Here is a 21,534-nt window from a genome sequence, read left to right as displayed (position 1 = left end):
CAAAAGAGATTCGCTGTGAAAGTGTTGACTGTTTTCGGCACCAGGCCGGAAGCCATTAAAATGGCGCCGCTGGTACATGCACTGGCCCAGGATGAGGCCTTTGACGCAAGAGTCTGCGTAACGGCACAGCATCGTGAGATGTTGGATCAGGTATTGCGGTTGTTTGAGATTACGCCGGATTACGACCTGAACATCATGAAACCCGGTCAGGGGCTGACGGAAATCACCTGCCGCATCCTGGAAGGGCTGAAAGGGGTGCTGGAAGACTTCAAACCGGACGTGGTGCTGGTGCATGGCGATACCACCACCACGCTGGCGACCAGTCTGGCGGCGTTCTATCAACGCATCCCCGTCGGGCATGTCGAAGCCGGGCTGCGCACCGGCAATCTGTATTCTCCCTGGCCGGAAGAGGCCAACCGCAAACTGACCGGCCATCTGGCGATGTACCATTTTGCGCCAACCGAAAACTCGCGCCAGAATCTGCTGCGCGAGCTGCTGCCGGACAACCGTATTTTCGTGACCGGCAATACGGTGATCGATGCGTTGTTCTGGGTGCGCGACCGCGTGATGAGCGATGCCGCGCTGCAGGCTGGCCTGGCGCAGCGTTACCCGTTCCTCGACGCCGACAAGAAACTGATTCTGGTCACCGGCCATCGCCGCGAAAGTTTTGGCGGCGGCTTTGAGCGAATTTGCAGCGCGCTGGCGGAGATTGCCCGCAACCACCCGGAAGTGCAGGTAGTGTATCCGGTGCATCTCAATCCGAACGTCAGTGAGCCGGTGAATCGCATCTTGAAAGGCATCGACAACGTCATGCTGATCGAGCCGCAGGATTATCTGCCGTTTGTCTATTTGATGACCCAGGCCTATATGATCCTGACCGATTCCGGCGGTATTCAGGAAGAGGCGCCATCGTTAGGCAAACCGGTGCTGGTGATGCGCGACACCACCGAACGCCCGGAAGCGATAGATGCGGGCACGGTACGCCTGGTCGGTACCGATGTAGCCAAAATTGTTGAAGCGGTGACCCGGCTGTTGACGGACGAAAGCGAATATCACGCGATGAGTCGGGCGCACAACCCATACGGTGACGGGCATGCCTGCCAGCGTATCCTCGAAGCTTTAAAGAATCATCAGGTGACACTATGAGTTTTGACACTATTTCGGTTATCGGCCTGGGTTATATCGGCTTGCCAACGGCGGCGGCGTTCGCTTCCCGCAAGAAAAAAGTGGTGGGTGTAGATGTTAACCAACATGCAGTAGATACCATTAACCGCGGTGCGATCCACATCGTCGAGCCGGATCTGGACAAAGTGGTCAAGGACGCCGTCGACGGTGGTTTCCTGCAGGCGGTGACCAAACCGCTGGCGGCCGATGCGTTCCTGATCGCGGTGCCTACGCCGTTCAAGGGCGATCACGAGCCGGATCTGGCCTATGTCGAAGCGGCGGCGAAATCGCTGGCGCCGGTGCTGAAAAAGGGCGATCTGGTGATCCTTGAGTCCACCTCGCCGGTGGGTGCCACCGAACAGATGGCGGAATGGCTGGCGCTGGCGCGCAGCGATCTCAGCTTTCCGCAACAAGCGGGCGAAGCGGCGGACGTGAATATCGCCTACTGCCCGGAGCGCGTGCTGCCGGGGCAGGTCATGGTGGAACTGATTCAAAACGACCGCGTGATCGGTGGCATGACGCCGAAGTGCTCGGAACGTGCCAGCGCGCTGTACAAGATTTTCCTCGAGGGCGAATGCGTGATCACCAACTCGCGCACTGCCGAGATGTGCAAGCTGACGGAAAACAGCTTCCGCGACGTGAATATCGCCTTTGCCAACGAATTGTCGTTGATCTGCGCCGAACAGGGGATCAACGTCTGGGAACTGATCCGCCTGGCGAACCGCCATCCGCGGGTGAATATTCTGCAGCCGGGGCCGGGCGTCGGCGGTCACTGCATCGCCGTCGATCCGTGGTTTATCGTGGCGCAGAACCCGCAGCAGGCGCGCCTGATCCACACCGCTCGCCTGGTGAACGACGGTAAACCGCTGTGGGTGGTCGACCGGGTGAAAGCGGCGGTGGCCGATTGCCTGGCCGCCACCGACAAGCGCGCGTCCGAGGTCAAAATTGCCTGCTTCGGCCTGGCCTTCAAGCCGAATATCGACGATCTGCGTGAAAGCCCGGCGGTCGAGGTCGCACATCTGATTGCCGAATGGCACGTCGGCGAAACGCTGGCGGTGGAACCGAACGTCGAACAGCTGCCGAAGTCGCTGGCGGGCCATGTGACGTTGATGCCAATCGCTGAGGCGTTGCAGCAGGCCGATGTGATCGTGATGTTGGTCGATCACCAGCAGTTCAAGGCCATCCGGCCGGAAGATGTAAAACAAACATGGGTAATTGATACCAAAGGAGTATGGCGTTGAAACGTATTTTAGTCACCGGTGGTGCCGGTTTTATTGGCTCCGCAGTCGTGCGGCACATCATCGAGGCCACCGGCGATAGCGTGGTGGTGGTGGATAAGCTGACCTATGCCGGTAACCTCGAGTCTTTGGCGGTGGTGGCTGAGAGCGATCGCTATGCTTTCGAGCAGGTCGACATCTGCGATCGCGCCGAGCTGGATCGGGTATTTGCCCACTATCAGCCGGACGTAGTGATGCACCTGGCGGCGGAAAGCCACGTCGATCGCTCTATCGACGGCCCGGCGGCGTTTATCGAGACCAACGTGGTTGGCACTTACACTATGCTGGAAGCGGCGCGCCACTACTGGCAGCCGCTGGCGGCGGAGAAGAAACTGGCCTTCCGTTTCCATCATATCTCCACCGACGAAGTGTACGGCGACCTGCACGGCACCGACGATCTGTTCACCGAAACCACACCGTATGCGCCGAGCAGCCCCTATTCAGCCTCCAAGGCGTCGAGCGATCATCTGGTGCGCGCCTGGCTGCGCACCTACGGTCTGCCGACCCTCGTGACCAACTGCTCGAACAACTACGGCCCTTATCACTTCCCGGAGAAGCTGATCCCGCTGGTGATCCTGAATGCGGTAGCAGGCAAACCGCTGCCGGTCTACGGCAACGGCGCGCAGGTGCGCGACTGGCTGTATGTCGAGGATCACGCGCGCGCGCTCTATCAGGTCGTGACCGAAGGCGTGGTAGGCGAAACTTACAATATCGGTGGCCATAACGAGCGCAAGAATATCGAAGTGGTGCAGACCATTTGCGATTTGCTGGAAGAACTGGCACCGAACAAGCCGCAGGGCGTGGCGAACTACCGCGATCTGATCACTTACGTGAAGGATCGCCCGGGCCACGATATGCGTTACGCTATCGACGCCGGCAAAATTGATCGTGAGCTGGGCTGGCGGCCGCAGGAAACCTTCGAAAGCGGTATTCGCAAGACGGTAGCCTGGTATTTGACTAATGAAACTTGGTGGCGCCGAGTGCAAGACGGTTCTTATGCCGGCGAGCGTTTGGGGCTATCAGATTAATTTAACGCCGCGTCGCTTTGCGACGGTGCGGCGGGTTTTGGAGTAAGTATGAAAGGTATTATTCTGGCCGGCGGTTCCGGCACGCGTCTGCATCCGATTACTCGTGGTGTGTCCAAGCAACTGCTGCCGATCTACGACAAGCCGATGATCTATTATCCGTTGTCGGTGCTGATGCTGGCGGGGATCCGCGATGTTTTGATTATCTCGACCCCGGAGGACTTGCCTTCCTTCGAGCGTTTGTTGGGTAACGGCGAGCAGTTCGGCGTCAATCTCAGCTACGCTGCGCAGCCTAAGCCGGAAGGTTTGGCGCAGGCGTTTCTGATCGGCGAAGAGTTTATCAACGGTGATTCTTGCTGCCTGGTGTTGGGAGATAACATCTTCTTCGGCCAATCTTTCAGCCCGAAATTAAAAACCGTCGCGGCCCGCGCCGAAGGTGCCACCGTGTTTGGTTATCAGGTGATGGATCCTGAACGCTTTGGTGTCGTGGAATTTGATGACAACTTCCGTGCGCTGTCGATCGAAGAAAAGCCGAAGAAACCGAAATCCGATTGGGCGGTGACCGGCCTGTACTTCTACGATAGCCAGGTGGTGGAGTTTGCTAAGCAGGTGAAGCCTTCCGAGCGCGGCGAGCTGGAAATCACCAGCATCAACCAGATGTATCTGGAGCGCGGTGAACTGACCGTAGAGCTGTTGGGGCGTGGTTTCGCCTGGTTGGACACCGGGACTCACGACAGCCTGCTGGAAGCCAGCAGCTTCGTGCAGACAGTAGAAAAGCGTCAGGGCTTTAAAATCGCCTGCCTGGAAGAGATCGCCTGGCGTAACGGCTGGCTGGATGACAAGGGGCTGAAACGCGCCGCCACCTCATTGGCCAAAACGGGCTACGGCAAGTATTTGTTGGATCTGCTGCATGTGCGTCCACGCCACTATTGAGCCTTTGGCGTGGGAAAGCGAGTTTTTCGCGCTGGACAGCGCGAAACTCAGCTTCTCCTCCTCGGCTCCGGCGCTTGCCGAAGCCGACTTGGCGGCTTATGCCCTGGTGCAGGCCAAAATTCCTGCGCAGCAACTGGCATTGGCGGATGGCCTCGCCGGCTTGGGATTTCGTCTGGTTGAGGGTGAGGTCGATCTGGTCCTGGCTCTTGAGCGTGAACGAGCGGCGGAACTCGGCGACGGAGCCCAGACTTCCCGTCTGGCAACCGAGTCCGATATCCCGGCATTGCGTGCCGCGGCGGCTCAGGCGTTCACCGTCAGCCGCTTTCGCGCACCTTGGTATCAACCTGATGACAGCGGCCGGTTTTATGCTTTGTGGATTGAAAAGGCCGTTTTAGGCACGTTCGATCATCAGTGCCTGTTGGCTCTGGACAACCAGGGGCAACCTGAAGGCTTCGTCAGCCTGCGTGACATTGGCGGCCAGGAAATGCGCATCGGCCTGCTGGCGGCTTTCCCCGGCGTATCCGGTCGGGGCATTGGCACTCGGCTGATGACGGCGGCGATCGCCGAATGTCGGCGTCAAGGTATGCAGCGCCTGCGGGTCGCAACCCAGATAAGCAATATCGCCGCATTACGACTCTATCAACGACAGGGTGCCGTGATTGAAAGCACCGCGTACTGGTTATACAGAGGTAGACATGATTCCATTTAACGCTCCACCGGTTGTTGGCACTGAACTGGAATATATGCAGGCTGCCATGGGCAGCGGCAAGCTATGCGGCGACGGCGGCTTTACCCGTCGCAGCCAGCAGTGGATGGAACAGCGTTTCGGCAGCGCGAAAGTGTTGCTGACGCCTTCCTGCACCGCGTCGTTGGAAATGGCCGCCATCCTGCTGGATATTCAGCCGGGTGACGAAGTGATCATGCCGAGCTTTACCTTTGTTTCCACCGCCAACGCCTTTGTGCTGCGCGGGGCTAAAGTGGTGTTCGTCGACCTGCGTCCGGATACCATGAACATCGACGAAACCAAAATCGAAGCGGCGATCACCGATAAAACCCGCGCGATTGTGCCAGTGCACTATGCCGGCGTTGCCTGCGAGATGGATACCATCATGGCGCTGGCGAAGAAATATAACCTGTTCGTGGTGGAAGACGCCGCGCAGGGCGTGATGTCGACCTACAAAGGTAAGGCATTGGGCACCATCGGTCATATCGGCTGCTTCAGCTTCCATGAAACCAAAAACTATACCGCCGGCGGCGAAGGTGGTGCGACGCTGGTGAACGATCCGGCTCTGGTCGATCGGGCGGAAGTCATCCGCGAGAAAGGCACCAACCGCAGCCAGTTCTTCCGTGGTCAGGTCGACAAATATACCTGGCGCGACATCGGCTCCAGCTATCTGATGTCTGACCTGCAGGCCGCCTACCTGTGGGGCCAGCTGGAAGTGGCGGAACGCATCAACCAGCGCCGCCTGACGCTGTGGCAGAAGTACTACGACAGTTTCCTGCCGTTGGCGAAGGCCGGGCGCATCGAGCTGCCGAGCATACCGGCGGACTGCAAGCACAATGCGCACATGTTCTATATCAAGCTGCGGGATATCGACGATCGCACGGCCTTTATCGACTACCTGAAGGAAGCCGAGATCATGGCGGTGTTCCACTATATCCCGCTGCATGACTGCCCGGCCGGCGAACGTTTTGGTCGCTTTGCCGGCGAAGACCGTTATACCTCGCAGGAAAGCGCGCGCCTGGTGCGCTTGCCGCTGTTCTACAATATGTCCGATGTCAATCAGCGTACGGTAATCAATACCATCCTGAGCTTCTTTGCCTGATATGTCGCTGGCAAAAGCATCGATATGGACTGCCGGCTCCACGCTGATCAAAATCGGCGTGGGGTTGTTGGTGGTGAAGCTGCTGGCGGTGGCGTTTGGCCCCAGCGGGGTGGGGCAGGCGGGTAACTTCCGCCAGTTGATTACCGTGCTGGGCGTGCTGTCCGGCGCGGGTATTTTTAACGGCATCACCAAATACGTGGCGGAGTACCACCAGGATCCGCAGCGTCTGCGTCTGGCGGTAGGCACCGCGTCGAGCATCGTGCTGGGTTTTTCGACCTTGCTGGCGCTGGTGTTTCTGTTCGCCGCCGAACCGATCAGCATCGGGCTGTTCGGGCATGCCGATTACGTCGATGTGGTGCGTGCCGTCGCCTTCATTCAGATGGGCATCGCCTACGCCAACCTGTTCATGGCGGTGCTGAAAGGCTACCGCGACGCGATGGGCAATGCGCTGGCGGTGATCGGCGGCAGCCTGATTGGCGTGGTGGCTTATTACCTGTGCTTCACGCTGGGTGGCTATGAAGGCGCGTTGGCGGGGCTGGCGCTGGTGCCGGCGTTGGTGGTGTTGCCTGCCGGGCTGATGCTGTGGCGGCGCAAAACGCTGCCGCTGCGCTATCTGGCGCCGCGTTGGGACAAACTCGTGGCCGGCAATCTCGGCAAATTCACCCTCATGGCGTTGATCACGTCGGTGACGCTGCCGGTGGCCTACGTGATGATGCGTAACCTGTTGGCCGCCCATTACGGCTGGGATGAGGTGGGGATTTGGCAGGGCGTCAGCAGCATTTCCGATGCCTATCTGCAGTTTATCACCGCTTCGTTTACCGTCTATTTGCTGCCGACGCTGTCGCGGCTGACGGACAAGGGCGCCATCTCACGGGAGATCGTGCGTTCGCTGAAATTCGTGCTGCCGGCGGTAGCGGCGGCGAGCTTTACGGTTTGGGTGCTGCGCGATTTCGCTATTTGGCTGCTGTTCTCGGACAAGTTTGTCGCCATGCGCGATCTGTTTGCCTGGCAGCTGGTGGGCGACGTGCTGAAAGTCGGGGCCTATGTGTTCGGCTATCTGGTGATCGCCAAAGCGTCGCTGCGCTTCTATATCCTGACGGAAGTCAGCCAGTTTCTGCTGCTGACGCTGTTCTCGCACTGGCTGATCCCGCTGCACGGCGCGTTGGGGGCGGCTCAGGCCTATATGGCAACCTACATCGTGTATTTCGCGCTCTGTAGCTGCGTGTTCCTTATTTATCGTAGACGAGTATGACCACACTGATTCACGTTCTGGGATCCGATATCCCGCATCATAACCAGACGGTGCTGCGCTTCTTCAACGACGTGCTGGCGCCGCGTTTGCCGGCTGAGCAGACGCGGCATTTTATGGTGGCGGCCAAGGATGTGGCGGCACTGGGTGATTTCCCCGCCCTGAACATTGAGCCCTACGCAGACAAGAAAAGTCTGGCGGCGGCGGTCATCGCCCGTGCCCAGGCCGATCGCGATGCGCGCTTCTTCCTGCACGGCCAGTTCAATCCGGGGCTGTGGTTGGCGCTGCTGAGCGGCAAGATCAAGGCGCGTCAGGTCAGTTGGCATATTTGGGGCGCCGATCTGTATGAAGACGCCACCAGCTGGAAATTCCGGCTGTTCTATCTGCTGCGCCGCATTGCGCAGGGGCGAGTAGGGAACGTGTTTGCTACTCGCGGCGACGTGATTCACTACCAGCAGCGCCATGCGCGGGTGCCGGCCTCGCTGCTGTACTTCCCGACCCGCATGGATCCGGCGCTGACCGACGTTCACGTCGAGAAAAACCTGGCCGGGCCGATGACGATTCTGGTGGGCAACTCCGGCGATCGCAGCAATCGGCATATCGAAGCGCTGCAGGCGATTCATCAGCAGTTCGGCGCCGACGTGCGCGTGATCCTGCCGATGGGTTATCCGGCCAACAACGATGCCTACATCGAGCAGGTGCGCGCCGCCGGGTTGCCGCTGTTCGGCGAGAAAAACCTGCAGCTGCTCACGCAGCAGGTGGCGTTTGAGGACTATCTCAATATTTTACGCGCCTGCGATCTGGGCTATTTCATTTTCAATCGCCAGCAGGGGATTGGCACCCTTTGCCTGCTGATTCAGTTCGGCGTGCCTTTCGTGCTCAGCCGGCAAAACCCGTTCTGGCAGGATTTGGCGGAACAGCATCTGCCGGTGCTGTTCTACGGCGATTCGCTGGACGAGGCGGTGGTGCGCGAAGCGCAGCGTCAGCTGGCGGCGGTGGATAAACAGGCGATCGCCTTCTTCAATCCGAACTATGTCGACGGCTGGCAGCAAGCCCTGGCGTTGGCGGCGGGAGAGCACTCATGACGTTGGCGCAATTCGGCGGCCTGTTTGTCGTCTATCTGGTCAGCCTGACGTTTATTCTGACGCTGACCTACCAGGAGTTTCGGCGCGTGCGCTTTAACTTCAACGTCTTCTTCTCGCTGCTGTATTTACTGACGTTCTATTTCGGTTTTCCTTTGACCTGCCTGCTGGTGTTCCAGTTTGACGTCGAGGTGGTGCCGGTGGAGTTTCTGCTGTACGCCCTGCTGTCGGCGACGGCGTTTTACGCCATCTATTACGTCACCTACAAGACCCGACTGCGCAAGCGCCGCACAGAGCCGCGTGCGGCGCTGTTTACCATGAACCGGGTAGAGACTCATATGACCTGGGTGCTGCTGGCATTGGTGGCGATCGGTACCGTTGGGATCTTCTTCATGCAGAACGGCTTCCTGCTGTTCAAGCTCAATTCCTACAGCCAGATTTTCTCCAGCGACGTGTCCGGCGTAGCGCTCAAGCGGTTCTTCTACTTCTTCATTCCGGCGATGCTGGTGGTCTATTTCCTGCGGCAGGATCTGCGCGCCTGGTTCTTGTTCCTGGTGGCGACGGTGGCGTTCGGTATTCTGACCTACGTGATCGTCGGCGGCACCCGCGCCAACATCATCATCGCCTTCGCGCTGTTCCTGTTTATCGGCATCGTGCGCGGCTGGATCACGCTGTGGATGCTGGCGGCGGCGGGCATATTCGGCGTAGTCGGCATGTTCTGGCTGGCGTTGAAGCGCTACAGCCTGGACGTCAGCGGCGCGGAAGCGTTCTATACCTTCCTCTACCTGACCCGCGATACCTTCTCGCCGTGGGAAAACCTGGCGCTGCTGCTGCAAAATTACGACAAGATCGATTTCCAGGGCCTGGCGCCGATCGTGCGTGATTTCTACGTCTTTATTCCAACCTGGCTATGGCCGGGCCGGCCGGACGTGGTGCTGAACTCGGCCAACTATTTCACCTGGGAAGTGCTGAACAATCACTCCGGGCTGGCGATTTCGCCGACGCTGATCGGTTCGCTGGTGGTGATGGGCGGCGCGCTGTTTATCCCGCTCGGCGCGATTCTGGTGGGCATGATCATCAAGTGGTTCGACTGGTTGTATGAGTTGGGCAAAACCGAACCGAACCGCTATAAGGCGGCCATTCTGCAGGGGTTCTGCTTCGGCGCGGTGTTCAACATCATCGTGTTGGCGCGCGAAGGGGTAGACTCATTCGTGTCGCGCGTGGTGTTCTTCTGCATTATTTTCGGCGCCTGTTTGGTGCTGGCGAAGTTGCTGTATTGGCTGTTCGATACAGCCGGGCTGATCAAGGCCAGAGTGACGCGCACCCGCGCGCTGGCGTCTCCGCCCCGGGCGAACGGTCTTTTGTAAGGGTAATGAGAACGATGGAAGCAAAGATTTCGGTGCCGCAGTATGAGCTGCGCGGTTTCAGCCTGTGGGGCTTTCGCGATATGGCGCACTGCATGGACTTTTTGTTCGACGGCGGCCGGGTAAAACAGGGCACGCTGGTAGCCATGAACGCGGAAAAGATCCTGAAGGCGGAAGAGGACCCGGCGCTGCATGCGTTGCTGGATGAGGCGGAGTACAAGTACGCCGACGGCATCAGCATGGTGCGTTCGATTCGCCGCAAATACCCGGCGGCGGACGTTTCGCGCGTGGCGGGTGCCGATCTGTGGGAAGCCTTGATGCAGCGCGCCGGCCGTGAAGGCACGCCGGTCTTCCTGGTCGGCGGCAAGCCCGAGGTCTTGGCGGAAACCGAGCAAAAGCTGCGCAGCCAGTGGAATGTCAACCTGGTGGGCAGCCAGGACGGCTATTTCAAACCGGATCAGCGAGAGGCGCTGTTCGAGCGTATTCGCGCCAGTGGCGCCGCTATCGTGACGGTGGCGATGGGATCGCCGAAGCAGGAAATTCTGATGCGTGACTGTCGCAAGGTGCATCCGCAGGCGCTGTACATGGGCGTGGGCGGCACCTACGACGTCTTTACCGGCCATGTGAAGCGTGCGCCCAAGGTGTGGCAGAACCTCGGTCTGGAATGGCTCTACCGCCTGCTCAGCCAGCCCAGCCGCATCGGCCGACAGTTGAAGCTGCTGAAGTTTGTCGGCTACTACTACAGCGGCAAGATGTAATCCCTCATCCGGGGCGGAAAGTGCTGTTCCGCTCCGGTCTGCTGTACCAATAATCTGCTTTTGCACGTTTCTCCCGCATATCTATAACCCCCGGCCCTAAACGTCGCTGCATTTATTCCATAAAGTTTTAAATTGCGGTTTGCTTATAGCGGCGAAATGCGAAACGATACCGCCCGGAAATTATCCCTGGCTGCTGAAGCCTGATGCGACAGCGCTGAACGATGTCCCTCTCACGGTAACTTCGCTCCGACTACCCGTTGATGCCAACCCGATCGGCAGGGGATGATTTATTCTTTTAATAATGACAATAACGACCGGCAGCGGCCGGCAGGCAAACACAACCCGAGAAAAATTATTGAGGATTTATGGCACACAAAGAGAAACCGCAAGGGCTACACCGGGGCCTTGAGGCCCGGCATATCGAGCTTATCGCTCTGGGGGGCACCATCGGTGTCGGCCTGTTTATGGGGTCGGCCAGTACGCTGAAGTGGGCGGGGCCGTCGGTGCTGCTGGCTTACATCATCGCCGGGCTGTTCGTATTCTTCATTATGCGTTCGATGGGAGAAATGCTGTTCCTCGAGCCGGTCGCGGGCTCGTTTGCCGTTTACGCGCATAAGTACATGAATCCCTATTTCGGTTACCTGACCGCCTGGGGCTACTGGTTTATGTGGATTGCCGTCGGCATTTCCGAGATCACCGCCATCGGGGTGTATGTGCAGTTCTGGTTCCCGGAAATACCGCAGTGGGTGCCGGCGCTGATCGCCGTGGCGATGGTGGCGCTGGCCAACCTGGCGGCGGTGCGCCTGTATGGGGAGCTGGAGTTCTGGTTCGCCATGATCAAGGTCACCACCATCATCGTGATGATTCTGGTGGGGCTGGGGGTGATCTTCTTCGGCTTCGGCAACGGCGGTGAACCTATCGGTTTCGCCAATTTGACGGCGCACGGCGGTTTCTTTGCCGGCGGCTGGAAAGGCTTCCTGTTTGCGCTGTGCATCGTGGTGGCGTCCTATCAGGGGGTTGAGCTGGTGGGCATCACCGCCGGAGAAGCCAAGAACCCGCAGGTGACGCTGAAACGCGCGATTAACAATATCCTGTGGCGCATCCTGATCTTCTATGTCGGCGCAATCTTCGTCATCGTCACCATCTTCCCGTGGAACGGCATCGGCACCACCGGTAGCCCGTTCGTGCTGACCTTCGCCAAGATCGGCATCGTTGCCGCCGCGGGCATCATCAACTTCGTGGTGTTGACCGCCGCGCTCTCCGGCTGCAACAGCGGCATGTACAGCGGCGGCCGCATGCTGTACGCCCTGGCCAAGAACCGCCAGCTGCCGGCGGCGCTGACCAAGCTTTCCGCCAGCGGCGTGCCGGTGAACTGCATCGCCGTCACCATCGGCTGCCTGTTGGTGGGTTCCGCGCTGAACTACATCATCCCGAATCCGGAGCAGGTGTTCGTCTATGTCTACAGCGCGAGCGTGCTGCCGGGCATGGTGCCGTGGTTCGTGGTGCTGATAAGCCAGCTTTATTTCCGCCGCGCCCATAAGGAAGCGATCAAAAATCACAGCTTTAAGTCGATCATGTTCCCGTATGTGAACTATCTGACCATCGCTTTTCTGATTTGCGTGCTGGTCGGCATGGGAATCAACCCGGATACGCGGATTTCCCTGCTGGTCGGGGCGATTTTCTTAGCCGGCGTCAGCCTGTGCTACTTCGCTTTCGGCATGCACAAGAAACATCATCCGGCTGAAAATCGGGTAGAAACGCGCCAATAAACGGTGAAAAGGGGCTACGGAGTGCGCTTTTGTGCGCGGGAGTGAGCAAAGCGTAATCAAACGCAACATTTCTGCGAAAAAGCACTAGACAGAATTGGCGTAAATCCGTAGTATCCCCTCCCGCAACGGCGCTACGCGCCCGTAGCTCAGCTGGATAGAGCGCTGCCCTCCGGAGGCAGAGGTCTCAGGTTCGAATCCTGTCGGGCGCGCCATTAAGTTTGTGCGCAGGAGCTGCGGTGGTAATATTACCGCGTGAGTAAGAAGAAGTAGTAATGGTGGCTATAGCTCAGTTGGTAGAGCCCTGGATTGTGATTCCAGTTGTCGTGGGTTCGAGTCCCATTAGCCACCCCACTTCCTAACGAAGTGAAGATTTAGCAGTATTTTGTGACAGTGCGAAGGTGGCGGAATTGGTAGACGCGCTAGCTTCAGGTGTTAGTGTTCTTACGGACGTGAGGGTTCAAGTCCCTCTCTTCGCACCACGCAAAATATCTGATAAATATAAGATTTATATGGACAACGGTCTGATAAATCGGGTAGTATGAGCAACACAAATCGGCGAGTAGCGCAGCTTGGTAGCGCAACTGGTTTGGGACCAGTGGGTCGGAGGTTCGAATCCTCTCTCGCCGACCACATTCGAAAAACCTGCTTTTTAAAGCAGGTTTTTTTTCGTCTGTCGTTTATGAGGATGAGCACCTCCGCAGGGGGGTCGAGCCTCGCGAAGCGAGACAACGTTGCTTCAGCAACGGCCCGCAGGGCGCGCATCAAAGATGGGCGTAATCCTCTTTCGCCGACCACTCTCAAAGAAACCGACGCAAGTCGGTTTTTTTACGTCTGTCGTTTATGAAAGCAAGTTCTTCTCAGCATGACGAAGGGAACATCGACAAGCCCGTGCAGCACCGCACGGGCTTTTTGCCTTCCTGGGGGAGCATCTGGTGTCGGCCTGCAAACGTGTTGGTTTTCAGCGACAATACCATCCTGCGCTGTCGTCAGGTTGAGACAAATAATTCATTGATTTTAAAGGGTAAATATAGCTTTGACTTAAGTCGTCGTTTCGAGGCGACAACCTGATAAAGGCCGCCGGCAAGGAACACCAGAGAGTGATTTGTGACGGGAAAGGAAGGGTTAAATAAAAATCCAATAATTTCAATATATTGATGTATATTTTTCTATTTGAGAGCCTAAATTTAAAAGTTGGCACGCCAAATGCTATATCTATTGCGTAGATGCTCATTCCACCTCTTATGTTCGCCTTAGGCCTCATAAACCCTGGGAATGACGCAGAGCCGATTTAGGGTGCCTATCGCCCACGAGAACGATGACTAACCCGTCATCACGCTCAGGGCAGAACGTTGAGTGAGGCACCGCCCCTGTTGTCCTAGACCTGATTGCTTCTTTATACACTTGCCCTGCGGCAAGTGTTTTTTTTGCGTTTCAGAAAGCCATTGGGCAAAAAAAAGCGCGGCATCGGGGCCGCGCTTTTCTCTCTCAGGCAGGGCGTTATTCGCCGCCGTTCTGTTTCAGCGTTAACATCAGTCCCTCACGCCGCATCTGCGCCGCTTCATCCGAACGATGCAGTTTCTCCAGCGTATCGGCCAACCAGGCATAGTCGTAGGCATCCGGGCGCTGTTTCAGCGCTTCACGGAAGGCGTCGGCCGCTTGCTGCCACTCGCCGTGCTTCATCAACAGCTGCCCCAGCGTGCTGTTCAGCAGCGGCGTCGCGCCGTGTTGTTTCATCTGCTGACGCAGCGCTCTTTCCAACTGCTCGGGGTTGCCGGATTTCAGCCGCGGCAGCAACAGCACCAGGCGCTCGTCGTATTGGCGCTTCAGGCTGTCGAGCACAATCTCCTGCGCCAGTTCGTGGTCGTTGCATTCGATAAGGTGTTCCACCATCGCGATTTGCAGCGGCACTTCGTGACGCGTCTTGCGGCTCTGATCTTTCCACCAGCGCTTCAGGCCTTCGCTGCCTTCGTCCGCCATCGCCTGATTCATCAGCCCGATGTACGCCTGTTGCTGCAATGCCTGCAGCTGCTCCTCGCTGTGGAGTTCGATTTTACGCATCGACGGCAGCACTTCCAGCAGCGACGCGTAGGCGCCAGTGCGCAGATAGGCTTGTTCCGCCAGACGCAGCACTTCCGGATGACGCGGTGCCTGGTTCAGCAGGCGATCGACGCCGTGGCGCGCGGCGTGGTTCTCGCCCTGCGCCAGCTGGATACGAACCCGGGTGATGTCCACCGGCAGCTGATCGGTGTCGGCCGCTTCGGCGGCGCGCTCCAGATACTGATTGGTACGGAAGTCGTCGCCGCGTTGCTGTGCGGCCTCGGCGGCCAGCAGGTAGTTCACGACCGGCTGTTCGGCGTGGTCGGCGTTGCGCGTCATCAGCTTCTCGACCTGCTTGTAGTCGCCTTCCGCCAGCTTGATCAGCGCGGCTTTGGTTTGCTGGCGCGCGCGGGTGCGCTTGCGGCCGATAAACCAACCGCGCGTGCGGGCGCCGGTACGGAAGATGCGGCGCAAGATCCACTCGATCGCCAGCAGCACCACGAACAGCAGCACCAGCATAATCACCAGGCCGGTGACGCTGGTTTCAATATTGTAATTGTCGGTCTGGATCAGCACATAGCCCTGATGCCCGGCCAGCATCGGCCCGAGCACCACGCTGGCGATCACCACCAGGAACAGAAATAGCACGCGTAACATGGCTTAACCCTCCTGGTGAGCGGCAGGGGACTGGGTCATCAGGTTGCGCACCCGGGTCTGCATCACTTTTTCCAGCAGCGGCTGGCTTTTCAGCTGATCCGGCACGTCCATCGAGATCGACTGTTGGCTCAGGCTGTCCAGCTCTTCCAGGAAGGCCTTGGTCGCCGGATCGGTGGTGTCGAAATAGGCGCGCACCCAGGTGGAGACGGTTTCCAGCGATTGCTTGTAGGTCTCGTTCTGGTGGCGCGGGATGGCCTGTGCGGCCACCAGCAGGCGCGAACGGATGTTTTCGCGCAGGTAGATGTCTTGGTTCGGTGCCAGCAGCGGCTCGGCGCTGGTGTCGCGGCGACGGATGGTGATGAAGTCGGCCATGAAATTGCGCCAGCTCTTGGCCAGGTTCTGCCGCCACTCGCCGATCGAGCTGGAGAGTTCGCTGCTGTTTTGATCCATCGGCGCTTCGTCGGTGTCGTTATCCGCCAGACGCAGGTTATCCACCTGATTGGACAGCTGATTGACCTTGAGGATGATGCCGTCGTAATCGACCTGGGTCAGCGTAGAAAGCGTGCTGATGTCTTCGGTAATGGCGCGGCGCACGTCGAGCAGGCTCGGATCGTTCATGTCCGCCAGGCTGGCGTCGGCGCTTTTCAGCAGCGCGGCGGCGCTGGTGACGTCCTGATCGCTCCACAGCTTGCGGCCGGCCATTTTCACCAGGAAATCAGCCTGCGCCAGCAGCCAGGTTTTGGCGTCGCTGCCGGAGATGGTCGCCACTTTTTCCTGCAGTTCGCTCAATTGGCGCGCCAGATTCGCCTGCTCGCGATCGGCGGCGTCCAGGGTTTTACCCTGCTGCTGCAACAGGCCCTCCAGCGCATTTCTTTCCTGCTGTTGGCTCTGCTTCACGCCTTCAAGCTGCTGCTGCAGCGCCTGATTGGCGGCGATCAGCTGTTGCGCCTGCTTGTGCGTGTGGTAATAGCCGCCCGCGCCGAGGGCGATGACCAGCACGATAGCGATCGCGCCGAGCACCGGGCCGGTGTTCTTTCCTTTGCGGCTGGCAGCGGCTGGCTGCTGGGAGCTCTCAACCGCGGTGGTTGGCTCTTCAACCGGGGCGGATGGGGTATTTTGTTCCGTCATAGTGGCACATCCCATAGTCAGATTATTGTAGCGCGCGGATCAGCGCGTCATTATCGGCGTTGTCAGCTACCCGAATCGTACGCCAGCCCAAGTCCCGGGCGAGGGTAGCCAGGCGTTCGCTCACTACTACCAGGCTGCAACGCAGCAGCCATGAAGAACGATAGTAATCAGGAACTAAAGTATAGAGCTGTTGTAACATTTCACCGCTGGTCACCACCAGCGTATCCACACCGGCGCGCTGCCAGTGGGCGCTTTGCTCGCTGCCGTCGTAGTGCACCGGGCTGCGTTGATAGCATTCATAATAGCTGACGTCGGCGCCGCGCTCGCTCAGCGTTGTGCCCAGCAGCTCGCGGCCGCCGTTGCCGCGTAAAATCAGCGCGCGTTTACCCGCCAGCTTTTGCAGCGCCGGCAGCAGCAGCAGCGTTTCGCTGATCTCGCGTTCTCGCGGGTATTCCACCGGCAAACTGCTGATACGGTGCAGCGCCAGCCCGGTGGTGCGGCCTATGGCGTAATAAGTCAGGTGCGCGGGCCAGCTCAGCCCGGCGCGGCCGATGACCGAATCGGCATAGTTCACCGAATGCTGCGACAGCACGAACACCAGATCGCCGGTGCCAAGCTTCTGCAACGCCTGCGGCAGCTGCGGCAGATCGCCGCCGGGGGCGAAGTCGATCAGCGGTGCATGATAGGCAACCCGGCCGAGTGCGCGCAGCCGGCTCACTAACTGCTCGCCCGAAGGCGATGGGCGGGTTACCAGGATCGTCATGCCGGCGGATTTCCCTGGTAAACTTCGCGCAGGATCTCGCGTGCGCCGCGCGCCAGCAGCTCTTCCGCCAGCTCAACGCCCATCCGTTCGGCCTCGACGGCCGGGCCGCGGCGTTCGCCGCGCACCATCTGGCTGCCGTCCGGCGCACCGACCAGGGCACGCAGCCACAGGCTGTCGCCATCCAGTTCGGCATAGCTGCCGATCGGCACCTGGCAGCCGCCTTCCAGACGGGTGTTCATCGCCCGTTCGGCGCGTACGCGGGTTTCGGTGGCCGCATGGTTTAACGGCACCAGCAGCGCGCGGGTGACGCTGTCGTCGAGGCGGCATTCAATGCCGACCGCACCCTGGCCGACCGCCGGCAGGCACTCTTCGGCGCTCAGCGGGCTGCGGATGCGTTGCTCCAGCCCCAGGCGTTTCAGGCCGGCCACCGCCAGAATAATCGCGTCGTAATCGCCGTTGTCCAGCTTGGCCAGGCGAGTGCCGACGTTGCCGCGCAGGTCGCGCACGATCAGATCCGGGCGACGTTCACGCAGTTGGCACTGGCGGCGCAGGCTGGAAGTGCCGACCACGCTGCCCTGCGGCAGCTGATCGAGCGAGGCGAAACGGTTGGAAACAAAAGCGTCGCGCGGATCTTCGCGTTCGCAAATGGTGGTCAAACCCAGGCCGGCAGGGAAATCGACCGGCACGTCTTTCATCGAGTGCACGGCGATGTCGGCGCGACCTTCCAGCAGCGCCAGCTCGAGTTCTTTAACAAACAGGCCTTTACCGCCGACTTTCGCCAGCGGCGTATCCAGAATAACGTCGCCGCGCGTGACCATCGGCACCAACTCGACCTGCAGGCCGGGATGGCAGGCCATCAGACGTTGCTGCACATAATGTGCTTGCCAAAGTGCAAGCGGGCTTTGTCGGGTGGCAATTCGAATAATTTTGTCTAACATGCTTGTTACCGTTTTTATATTTCGCCATCCATCCTACCACTGAGAGCCAATACTGTCAGTGCAAGAAGCCGGAGGCGGAAAAAGGACAACGGAATCAAAGGGACGTGTGATGTGCTTTGGGGCAGTTAACACTGCGGGTAAATCGTTTAGGGAACCGCTACAATAATTGTGAAGCGTTACCTCCTTTACGGTCAATCAGCAAGGTGTTAAATTGATCACGTTTCCAGCAATAAGTCGCCAAATATTCTTCTTACACTAACGGCGCTTATGGAATACGGGTTTTTTTCTAAACACCGGGATAATCAGGCGAGACGTCTTGTACCTCTACATCGAGACATTGAAGCAGAGACTGGATGCGATCAATCAGCTACGCGTCGATCGCGCCCTGGCGGCTATGAAGCCCGCGTTTCAACGGGTATACAGTCTGCTGCCCACCTTACTGCACCACCACCACCCGCTGATGCCGGGTTACCTGAACGGTAACGTTCCCCATGGCATTTGCCTCTACACGCCTGATGAAACTCAACAAGATTACCTGAACGATTTAGAAGACAAATGGGGCAGCCCGTTTGACAAACCGGCCAGCGGCGAGCTGCCGATCACCGGCGTCTACTCGATGGGCAGCACCTCGTCTATCGGCCAAAGCTGCAGCTCGGATCTCGACATCTGGGTCTGCCACCAGTCCTGGCTGGACAACGAAGAACGCACCCGCCTGCAGCAAAAATGCAGCCTGCTTGAGAAGTGGGCCGCCTCGATGGGGGTGGAAGTCAGCTTCTTCCTGATCGACGAAAACCGCTTCCGCCATAATGAAAGCGGCAGCCTGGGCGGCGAAGACTGCGGCTCGACGCAGCATATCCTGTTGCTCGACGAATTCTACCGCACCGCGGTGCGCCTGGCCGGCAAACGCATCCTGTGGAACATGGTGCCGGGCGAAGAAGAAGCGCACTACGATGAATACGTGCTGTCGCTGTACGCGCAGGGCGCGCTGACGCCGAATGAGTGGCTGGATCTCGGCGGCCTGAGTTCGCTGTCGGCAGAAGAGTACTTCGGCGCCAGCCTGTGGCAGCTGTACAAGAGCATCGATTCGCCTTACAAGGCGGTGCTGAAGACCCTGCTGCTGGAAGCCTATTCCTGGGAATACCCCAATACCCAGCTGCTGGCGACGGACATCAAACACCGCCTGCATCAGGGGGAGATCGTCAGCTTCGGGCTCGATGCCTATTGCATGATGCTCGAGCGCGTGACCCGCTACCTGACCGACATCAACGACACCACCCGCCTCGATCTGGCCCGCCGCTGTTTCTACCTGAAAGTGTGTGAAAAGCTGTCGCTGGCCAAGGCCTGTGTCGGCTGGCGGCGCGAGATCCTCAGCCAGCTGGTCAGCGAGTGGGGCTGGAGCGAAGAGCGTCTGGCGATGCTGGACAACCGCGCCAACTGGAAAATCGAACGGGTGCGTGAAGCGCATAACGAGTTGCTCGACGCGATGATGCAGAGCTACCGCAACCTGATCCGTTTCGCCCGCCGCAACAACCTCAGCGTCAGCGCCAGCCCGCAGGATATCGGCGTGCTGACCCGCAAACTGTACGCGGCGTTCGAGGCGCTGCCCGGCAAGGTGACGCTGGTGAACCCGCAGATTTCGCCGGACCTGTCGGAAAACGATTTAACCTTTATTCACGTGCCGGTTGGCCGCGCCAACCGCACCGGCTGGTACCTGTATAATCAGGCGCCGGCCATGGATTCGATCGTCAGCCATCAGCCGCTGGAATATAACCGCTACCTGAACAAGCTGGTGGCCTGGGCCTATTTCAACGGCCTGCTGACTCCGCAGACCCGCCTGCACATCAAGAGCGGCAACCTGTGCGACACCGCCAAGCTGCAGGAACTGGTGGCCGACGTTTCTCATCACTTCCCGCTGCGCCTGCCGGCGCCGACGCCGAAAGCGCTGTACAGCCCGTGCGAAATTCGCCATCTGGCAATCATCGTCAATCTGGAAAACGATCCGACCGCCGCCTTCCGCAACCAGGTGGTGCACTTCGATTTCCGCAAGCTGGACGTGTTCAGCTTCGGCCAGCAGCAGCAGTGCCTGGTCGGCAGCATCGATCTGCTGTACCGCAACTCCTGGAACGAAGTGCGCACCCTGCATTTCAGCGGCGAACAGTCGGTGCTGGAAGCGCTGAAAACCATTCTCGGCAAAATGCACCAGGACGCCGCGCCGCCGGAGTCGGTGGAAGTGTTCTGCTACAGCCAGCACCTGCGCGGCCTGATCCGCACCCGCATCCAGCAGTTGGTGTCGGAGTGTATTGAGCTGCGCCTGTCCAGCACCCGCCTGGAGCCTGGCCGCTTCAAGGCGGTACGCGTCGCCGGGCAGACCTGGGGGCTGTTCTTCGAGCGCCTGAGCGTGTCGGTGCAAAAGCTGGAGAACGCGGTGGAATTTTACGGTGCGATCTCCAACAACAAGCTGCACGGCCTGTCTATCAAGGTGGAAACCGATCAGGTGCATCTGCCGCCGGTGGTGGATGGCTTCGCCAGCGAGGGGATCATCCAGTTCTTCTTCGAAGACACCTCGGACGACAAGGGCTTCAACATCTATATTCTGGACGAGTCGAATCGGGTGGAGGTGTATCACCACTGCGAGGGCAGTAAAGAGGAGCTGGTGCGCGACGTCAGCCGCTTCTACTCTTCATCGCACGATCGCTTTACCTACGGCTCCAGCTTCATCAACTTCAACCTGCCGCAGTTCTATCAGATCGTGCAGCTCGACGGGCGCACGCAGGTGATCCCGTTCCGCAGCAACGTGCTGTCCAGCCTGTGCGTGACGGTGGCCGATGGCGCCGCACAGCCGCTCAAACAGCAGTTCCAGCTGCATTGACGCCGCAAGGGCTCGGTTGCCGAGCCCTGCATCGCCTCAGGAAAACTGCAGTTCCTCACCGGCCTGTGCGCTGGCCGCTTCGCTGAGCAGCTGATAAAACGGCTGCCCGCTGCGATCGCATAGCCAGACGCCGTCGCGGTAGTTGAAGTGGTAACCGCCGGCCTTGGTGGCGAGCCACACCTGGTGCAGCGGCTCCTGGCGGTTGATGACGATTTTGGTGCCGTTTTCGAAGCTCAGCGTCATCACGCCGCCATTGGTTTCGTAATCGATGTCCGCATCGCCGTCAAAATCGTCCAGTGTCTCTTCAATATTCAGCATCAGCTGGTCGGCCAACTGATGAAACTCGCTGTCGTTCATATTCAATTCCTATTGCTTTTCATGATCCACCTGCGATTATAGAGACCTTGGACGCATGAATTACAGGCATTAATGCAAATGAAAAAACAACTACGCTATGCGCTGATGGCAGTTCTGCTTACCGGCCTCGCCGGCTGTGGTCTGAAGGGCCCGCTTTACTTCCCACCTGCCGATTCCGCCGGCCAAAAACCGGCCAAGCCGCCGGTGCAAACGGGCGATCAGGTGCAAAAGAACCGGCAGGAGCAGTCTGGCTCTCAGCAAAAACCGTCGATGGTCGACCAGTAACACCCTGTTTGCGGTGGCGAGCGCCGCCGCAAAATCAAGACGGATAGCGCGTC

18 protein-coding genes, 4 tRNA genes and 1 other RNA gene are annotated in these 21,534 nt (G+C 59.0%); 18 read left to right on the top strand and 5 right to left on the bottom strand.

The features are described from left to right. Positions 1 to 15 precede the first annotated feature (15 nt). The 16 genes from wecB (at position 16) to AWX27_RS18050 (ending at position 13,241) form a co-directional block, all read left to right on the top strand. Positions 16 to 1,146 (top strand): non-hydrolyzing UDP-N-acetylglucosamine 2-epimerase, encoded by a 1,131-nt coding sequence (wecB, locus tag AWX27_RS18125; protein WP_060424231.1) that lies wholly within the window; start codon positions 16 to 18, stop codon positions 1,144 to 1,146. Next, entirely contained in the window at positions 1,143 to 2,405 is a 1,263-nt protein-coding gene (wecC, locus tag AWX27_RS18120) for a UDP-N-acetyl-D-mannosamine dehydrogenase (RefSeq protein WP_060424229.1), read from the top strand. The genes wecB and wecC overlap by 4 nt, the downstream gene beginning before the upstream one ends. Next, positions 2,396 to 3,469, top strand: coding sequence for a dTDP-glucose 4,6-dehydratase (gene rffG / locus AWX27_RS18115; RefSeq protein ID WP_172906339.1), 1,074 nt, complete (start codon positions 2,396 to 2,398; stop codon positions 3,467 to 3,469). The genes wecC and rffG overlap by 10 nt, the downstream gene beginning before the upstream one ends. Before the next feature lie 48 nt (positions 3,470 to 3,517). Further along, on the top strand, positions 3,518 to 4,399 hold the full coding sequence (rfbA, locus tag AWX27_RS18110) for a glucose-1-phosphate thymidylyltransferase RfbA (RefSeq protein WP_060424226.1): 882 nt from the start codon (positions 3,518 to 3,520) through the stop codon (positions 4,397 to 4,399). Beyond that, entirely contained in the window at positions 4,377 to 5,108 is a 732-nt protein-coding gene (rffC, locus tag AWX27_RS18105; protein WP_060424224.1) for a dTDP-4-amino-4,6-dideoxy-D-galactose acyltransferase, read from the top strand. The genes rfbA and rffC overlap by 23 nt, the downstream gene beginning before the upstream one ends. Next, positions 5,095 to 6,225, top strand: coding sequence for a dTDP-4-amino-4,6-dideoxygalactose transaminase (gene rffA / locus AWX27_RS18100; protein WP_060424222.1), 1,131 nt, complete (start codon positions 5,095 to 5,097; stop codon positions 6,223 to 6,225). Before rffC ends, rffA begins: the two co-directional genes overlap by 14 nt. Position 6,226: 1 nt before the next feature. Beyond that, the gene (gene wzxE, locus AWX27_RS18095) at positions 6,227 to 7,477 is read left to right on the top strand and encodes a lipid III flippase WzxE (protein ID WP_049198179.1); all 1,251 of its coding nucleotides are present in this window, start codon (positions 6,227 to 6,229) and stop codon (positions 7,475 to 7,477) included. Continuing rightward, complete coding sequence (locus AWX27_RS18090; protein WP_033649866.1) at positions 7,474 to 8,559, top strand: TDP-N-acetylfucosamine:lipid II N-acetylfucosaminyltransferase; 1,086 nt, start codon at positions 7,474 to 7,476, stop codon at positions 8,557 to 8,559. Before wzxE ends, AWX27_RS18090 begins: the two co-directional genes overlap by 4 nt. Then, the gene (gene wzyE, locus AWX27_RS18085) at positions 8,556 to 9,923 is read left to right on the top strand and encodes an ECA oligosaccharide polymerase (RefSeq protein WP_060424219.1); all 1,368 of its coding nucleotides are present in this window, start codon (positions 8,556 to 8,558) and stop codon (positions 9,921 to 9,923) included. The genes AWX27_RS18090 and wzyE overlap by 4 nt, the downstream gene beginning before the upstream one ends. Before the next feature lie 14 nt (positions 9,924 to 9,937). Further along, positions 9,938 to 10,678, top strand: coding sequence for a lipopolysaccharide N-acetylmannosaminouronosyltransferase (wecG, locus tag AWX27_RS18080; RefSeq protein WP_060424217.1), 741 nt, complete (start codon positions 9,938 to 9,940; stop codon positions 10,676 to 10,678). A gap of 365 nt (positions 10,679 to 11,043) precedes the next feature. Continuing rightward, positions 11,044 to 12,447 (top strand): bifunctional threonine/serine APC transporter ThrP, encoded by a 1,404-nt coding sequence (locus tag AWX27_RS18075; protein ID WP_038874078.1) that lies wholly within the window; start codon positions 11,044 to 11,046, stop codon positions 12,445 to 12,447. A gap of 135 nt (positions 12,448 to 12,582) precedes the next feature. Further along, positions 12,583 to 12,659 (top strand) — tRNA-Arg (locus AWX27_RS18070). Between the two features lie 63 nt (positions 12,660 to 12,722). Continuing rightward, positions 12,723 to 12,798: transfer RNA gene (locus tag AWX27_RS18065), tRNA-His, on the top strand. Positions 12,799 to 12,839: 41 nt separating this feature from the next. Further along, a tRNA-Leu gene (locus AWX27_RS18060) sits at positions 12,840 to 12,926 on the top strand. 74 nt (positions 12,927 to 13,000) lie between these two features. Further along, a tRNA-Pro gene (locus AWX27_RS18055) sits at positions 13,001 to 13,077 on the top strand. Between the two features lie 35 nt (positions 13,078 to 13,112). Beyond that, positions 13,113 to 13,241: non-coding RNA, RtT sRNA (locus tag AWX27_RS18050), on the top strand. 703 nt (positions 13,242 to 13,944) lie between these two features. On the opposite strand, the gene hemY is transcribed toward AWX27_RS18050, so the two are convergent. The 4 genes from hemY to hemC are packed head-to-tail and all read right to left on the bottom strand — an operon-like array spanning position 13,945 to position 17,970. Further along, entirely contained in the window at positions 13,945 to 15,141 is a 1,197-nt protein-coding gene (gene hemY, locus AWX27_RS18045; RefSeq protein ID WP_019452550.1) for a protoheme IX biogenesis protein HemY, read from the bottom strand. Between the two features lie 3 nt (positions 15,142 to 15,144). Further along, entirely contained in the window at positions 15,145 to 16,269 is a 1,125-nt protein-coding gene (gene hemX, locus AWX27_RS18040; RefSeq protein ID WP_038874084.1) for a uroporphyrinogen-III C-methyltransferase, read from the bottom strand. Positions 16,270 to 16,291: 22 nt separating this feature from the next. After that, complete coding sequence (gene hemD / locus AWX27_RS18035) at positions 16,292 to 17,032, bottom strand: uroporphyrinogen-III synthase (RefSeq protein WP_060424216.1); 741 nt, start codon at positions 17,030 to 17,032, stop codon at positions 16,292 to 16,294. Continuing rightward, entirely contained in the window at positions 17,029 to 17,970 is a 942-nt protein-coding gene (gene hemC, locus AWX27_RS18030) for a hydroxymethylbilane synthase (protein ID WP_060424213.1), read from the bottom strand. Before hemC ends, hemD begins: the two co-directional genes overlap by 4 nt. A 316-nt stretch (positions 17,971 to 18,286) precedes the next feature. Between hemC and AWX27_RS18025 the strand changes: the two genes are divergently transcribed. Continuing rightward, a complete protein-coding gene (locus tag AWX27_RS18025; protein WP_019452546.1) occupies positions 18,287 to 20,839 on the top strand; it encodes a class I adenylate cyclase in 2,553 nt (850 codons plus the stop codon). A gap of 36 nt (positions 20,840 to 20,875) precedes the next feature. Here the strand turns inward: AWX27_RS18025 and cyaY are convergent, their stop codons facing one another. Next, positions 20,876 to 21,196 (bottom strand): iron donor protein CyaY, encoded by a 321-nt coding sequence (gene cyaY, locus AWX27_RS18020; RefSeq protein WP_049200053.1) that lies wholly within the window; start codon positions 21,194 to 21,196, stop codon positions 20,876 to 20,878. A gap of 78 nt (positions 21,197 to 21,274) precedes the next feature. Here cyaY and AWX27_RS18015 point away from each other — a divergent pair, with 78 nt between their 5' ends. Next, positions 21,275 to 21,481 carry an LPS translocon maturation chaperone LptM gene (locus tag AWX27_RS18015; RefSeq protein WP_080432960.1) on the top strand — a complete coding sequence of 69 codons (207 nt, stop codon included), beginning with the start codon at positions 21,275 to 21,277 and terminating at the stop codon, positions 21,479 to 21,481. The last annotated feature ends 53 nt before the right edge of the window (positions 21,482 to 21,534 follow it).

The organism is Serratia sp. 2880STDY5682894 (genome assembly GCF_001537385.1).
GTDB classification, from domain to species: domain Bacteria; phylum Pseudomonadota; class Gammaproteobacteria; order Enterobacterales; family Enterobacteriaceae; genus Serratia; species Serratia nevei.
Note: the sequence above shows the minus strand (reverse complement) of the source record. Positions and strands in the feature narration are given on the sequence as shown.

Coding starts and splice junctions, on each gene's coding strand:
- wecC (WP_060424229.1), top strand. CDS start 1,143: ATGAGTTTTGACACTATTTCGGTTATCGGCCTGGGTTATATCGGCTTG.
- rffG (WP_172906339.1), top strand. CDS start 2,396: ATGGCGTTGAAACGTATTTTAGTCACCGGTGGTGCCGGTTTTATTGGC.
- rfbA (WP_060424226.1), top strand. CDS start 3,518: ATGAAAGGTATTATTCTGGCCGGCGGTTCCGGCACGCGTCTGCATCCG.
- rffC (WP_060424224.1), top strand. CDS start 4,377: ATGTGCGTCCACGCCACTATTGAGCCTTTGGCGTGGGAAAGCGAGTTT.
- rffA (WP_060424222.1), top strand. CDS start 5,095: ATGATTCCATTTAACGCTCCACCGGTTGTTGGCACTGAACTGGAATAT.
- wzxE (WP_049198179.1), top strand. CDS start 6,227: ATGTCGCTGGCAAAAGCATCGATATGGACTGCCGGCTCCACGCTGATC.
- AWX27_RS18090 (WP_033649866.1), top strand. CDS start 7,474: ATGACCACACTGATTCACGTTCTGGGATCCGATATCCCGCATCATAAC.
- wzyE (WP_060424219.1), top strand. CDS start 8,556: ATGACGTTGGCGCAATTCGGCGGCCTGTTTGTCGTCTATCTGGTCAGC.
- wecG (WP_060424217.1), top strand. CDS start 9,938: ATGGAAGCAAAGATTTCGGTGCCGCAGTATGAGCTGCGCGGTTTCAGC.
- AWX27_RS18075 (WP_038874078.1), top strand. CDS start 11,044: ATGGCACACAAAGAGAAACCGCAAGGGCTACACCGGGGCCTTGAGGCC.
- hemY (WP_019452550.1), bottom strand. CDS start 15,141: ATGTTACGCGTGCTATTTCTGTTCCTGGTGGTGATCGCCAGCGTGGTG.
- hemX (WP_038874084.1), bottom strand. CDS start 16,269: ATGACGGAACAAAATACCCCATCCGCCCCGGTTGAAGAGCCAACCACC.
- hemD (WP_060424216.1), bottom strand. CDS start 17,032: ATGACGATCCTGGTAACCCGCCCATCGCCTTCGGGCGAGCAGTTAGTG.
- hemC (WP_060424213.1), bottom strand. CDS start 17,970: ATGTTAGACAAAATTATTCGAATTGCCACCCGACAAAGCCCGCTTGCA.
- cyaY (WP_049200053.1), bottom strand. CDS start 21,196: ATGAACGACAGCGAGTTTCATCAGTTGGCCGACCAGCTGATGCTGAAT.
- AWX27_RS18015 (WP_080432960.1), top strand. CDS start 21,275: ATGAAAAAACAACTACGCTATGCGCTGATGGCAGTTCTGCTTACCGGC.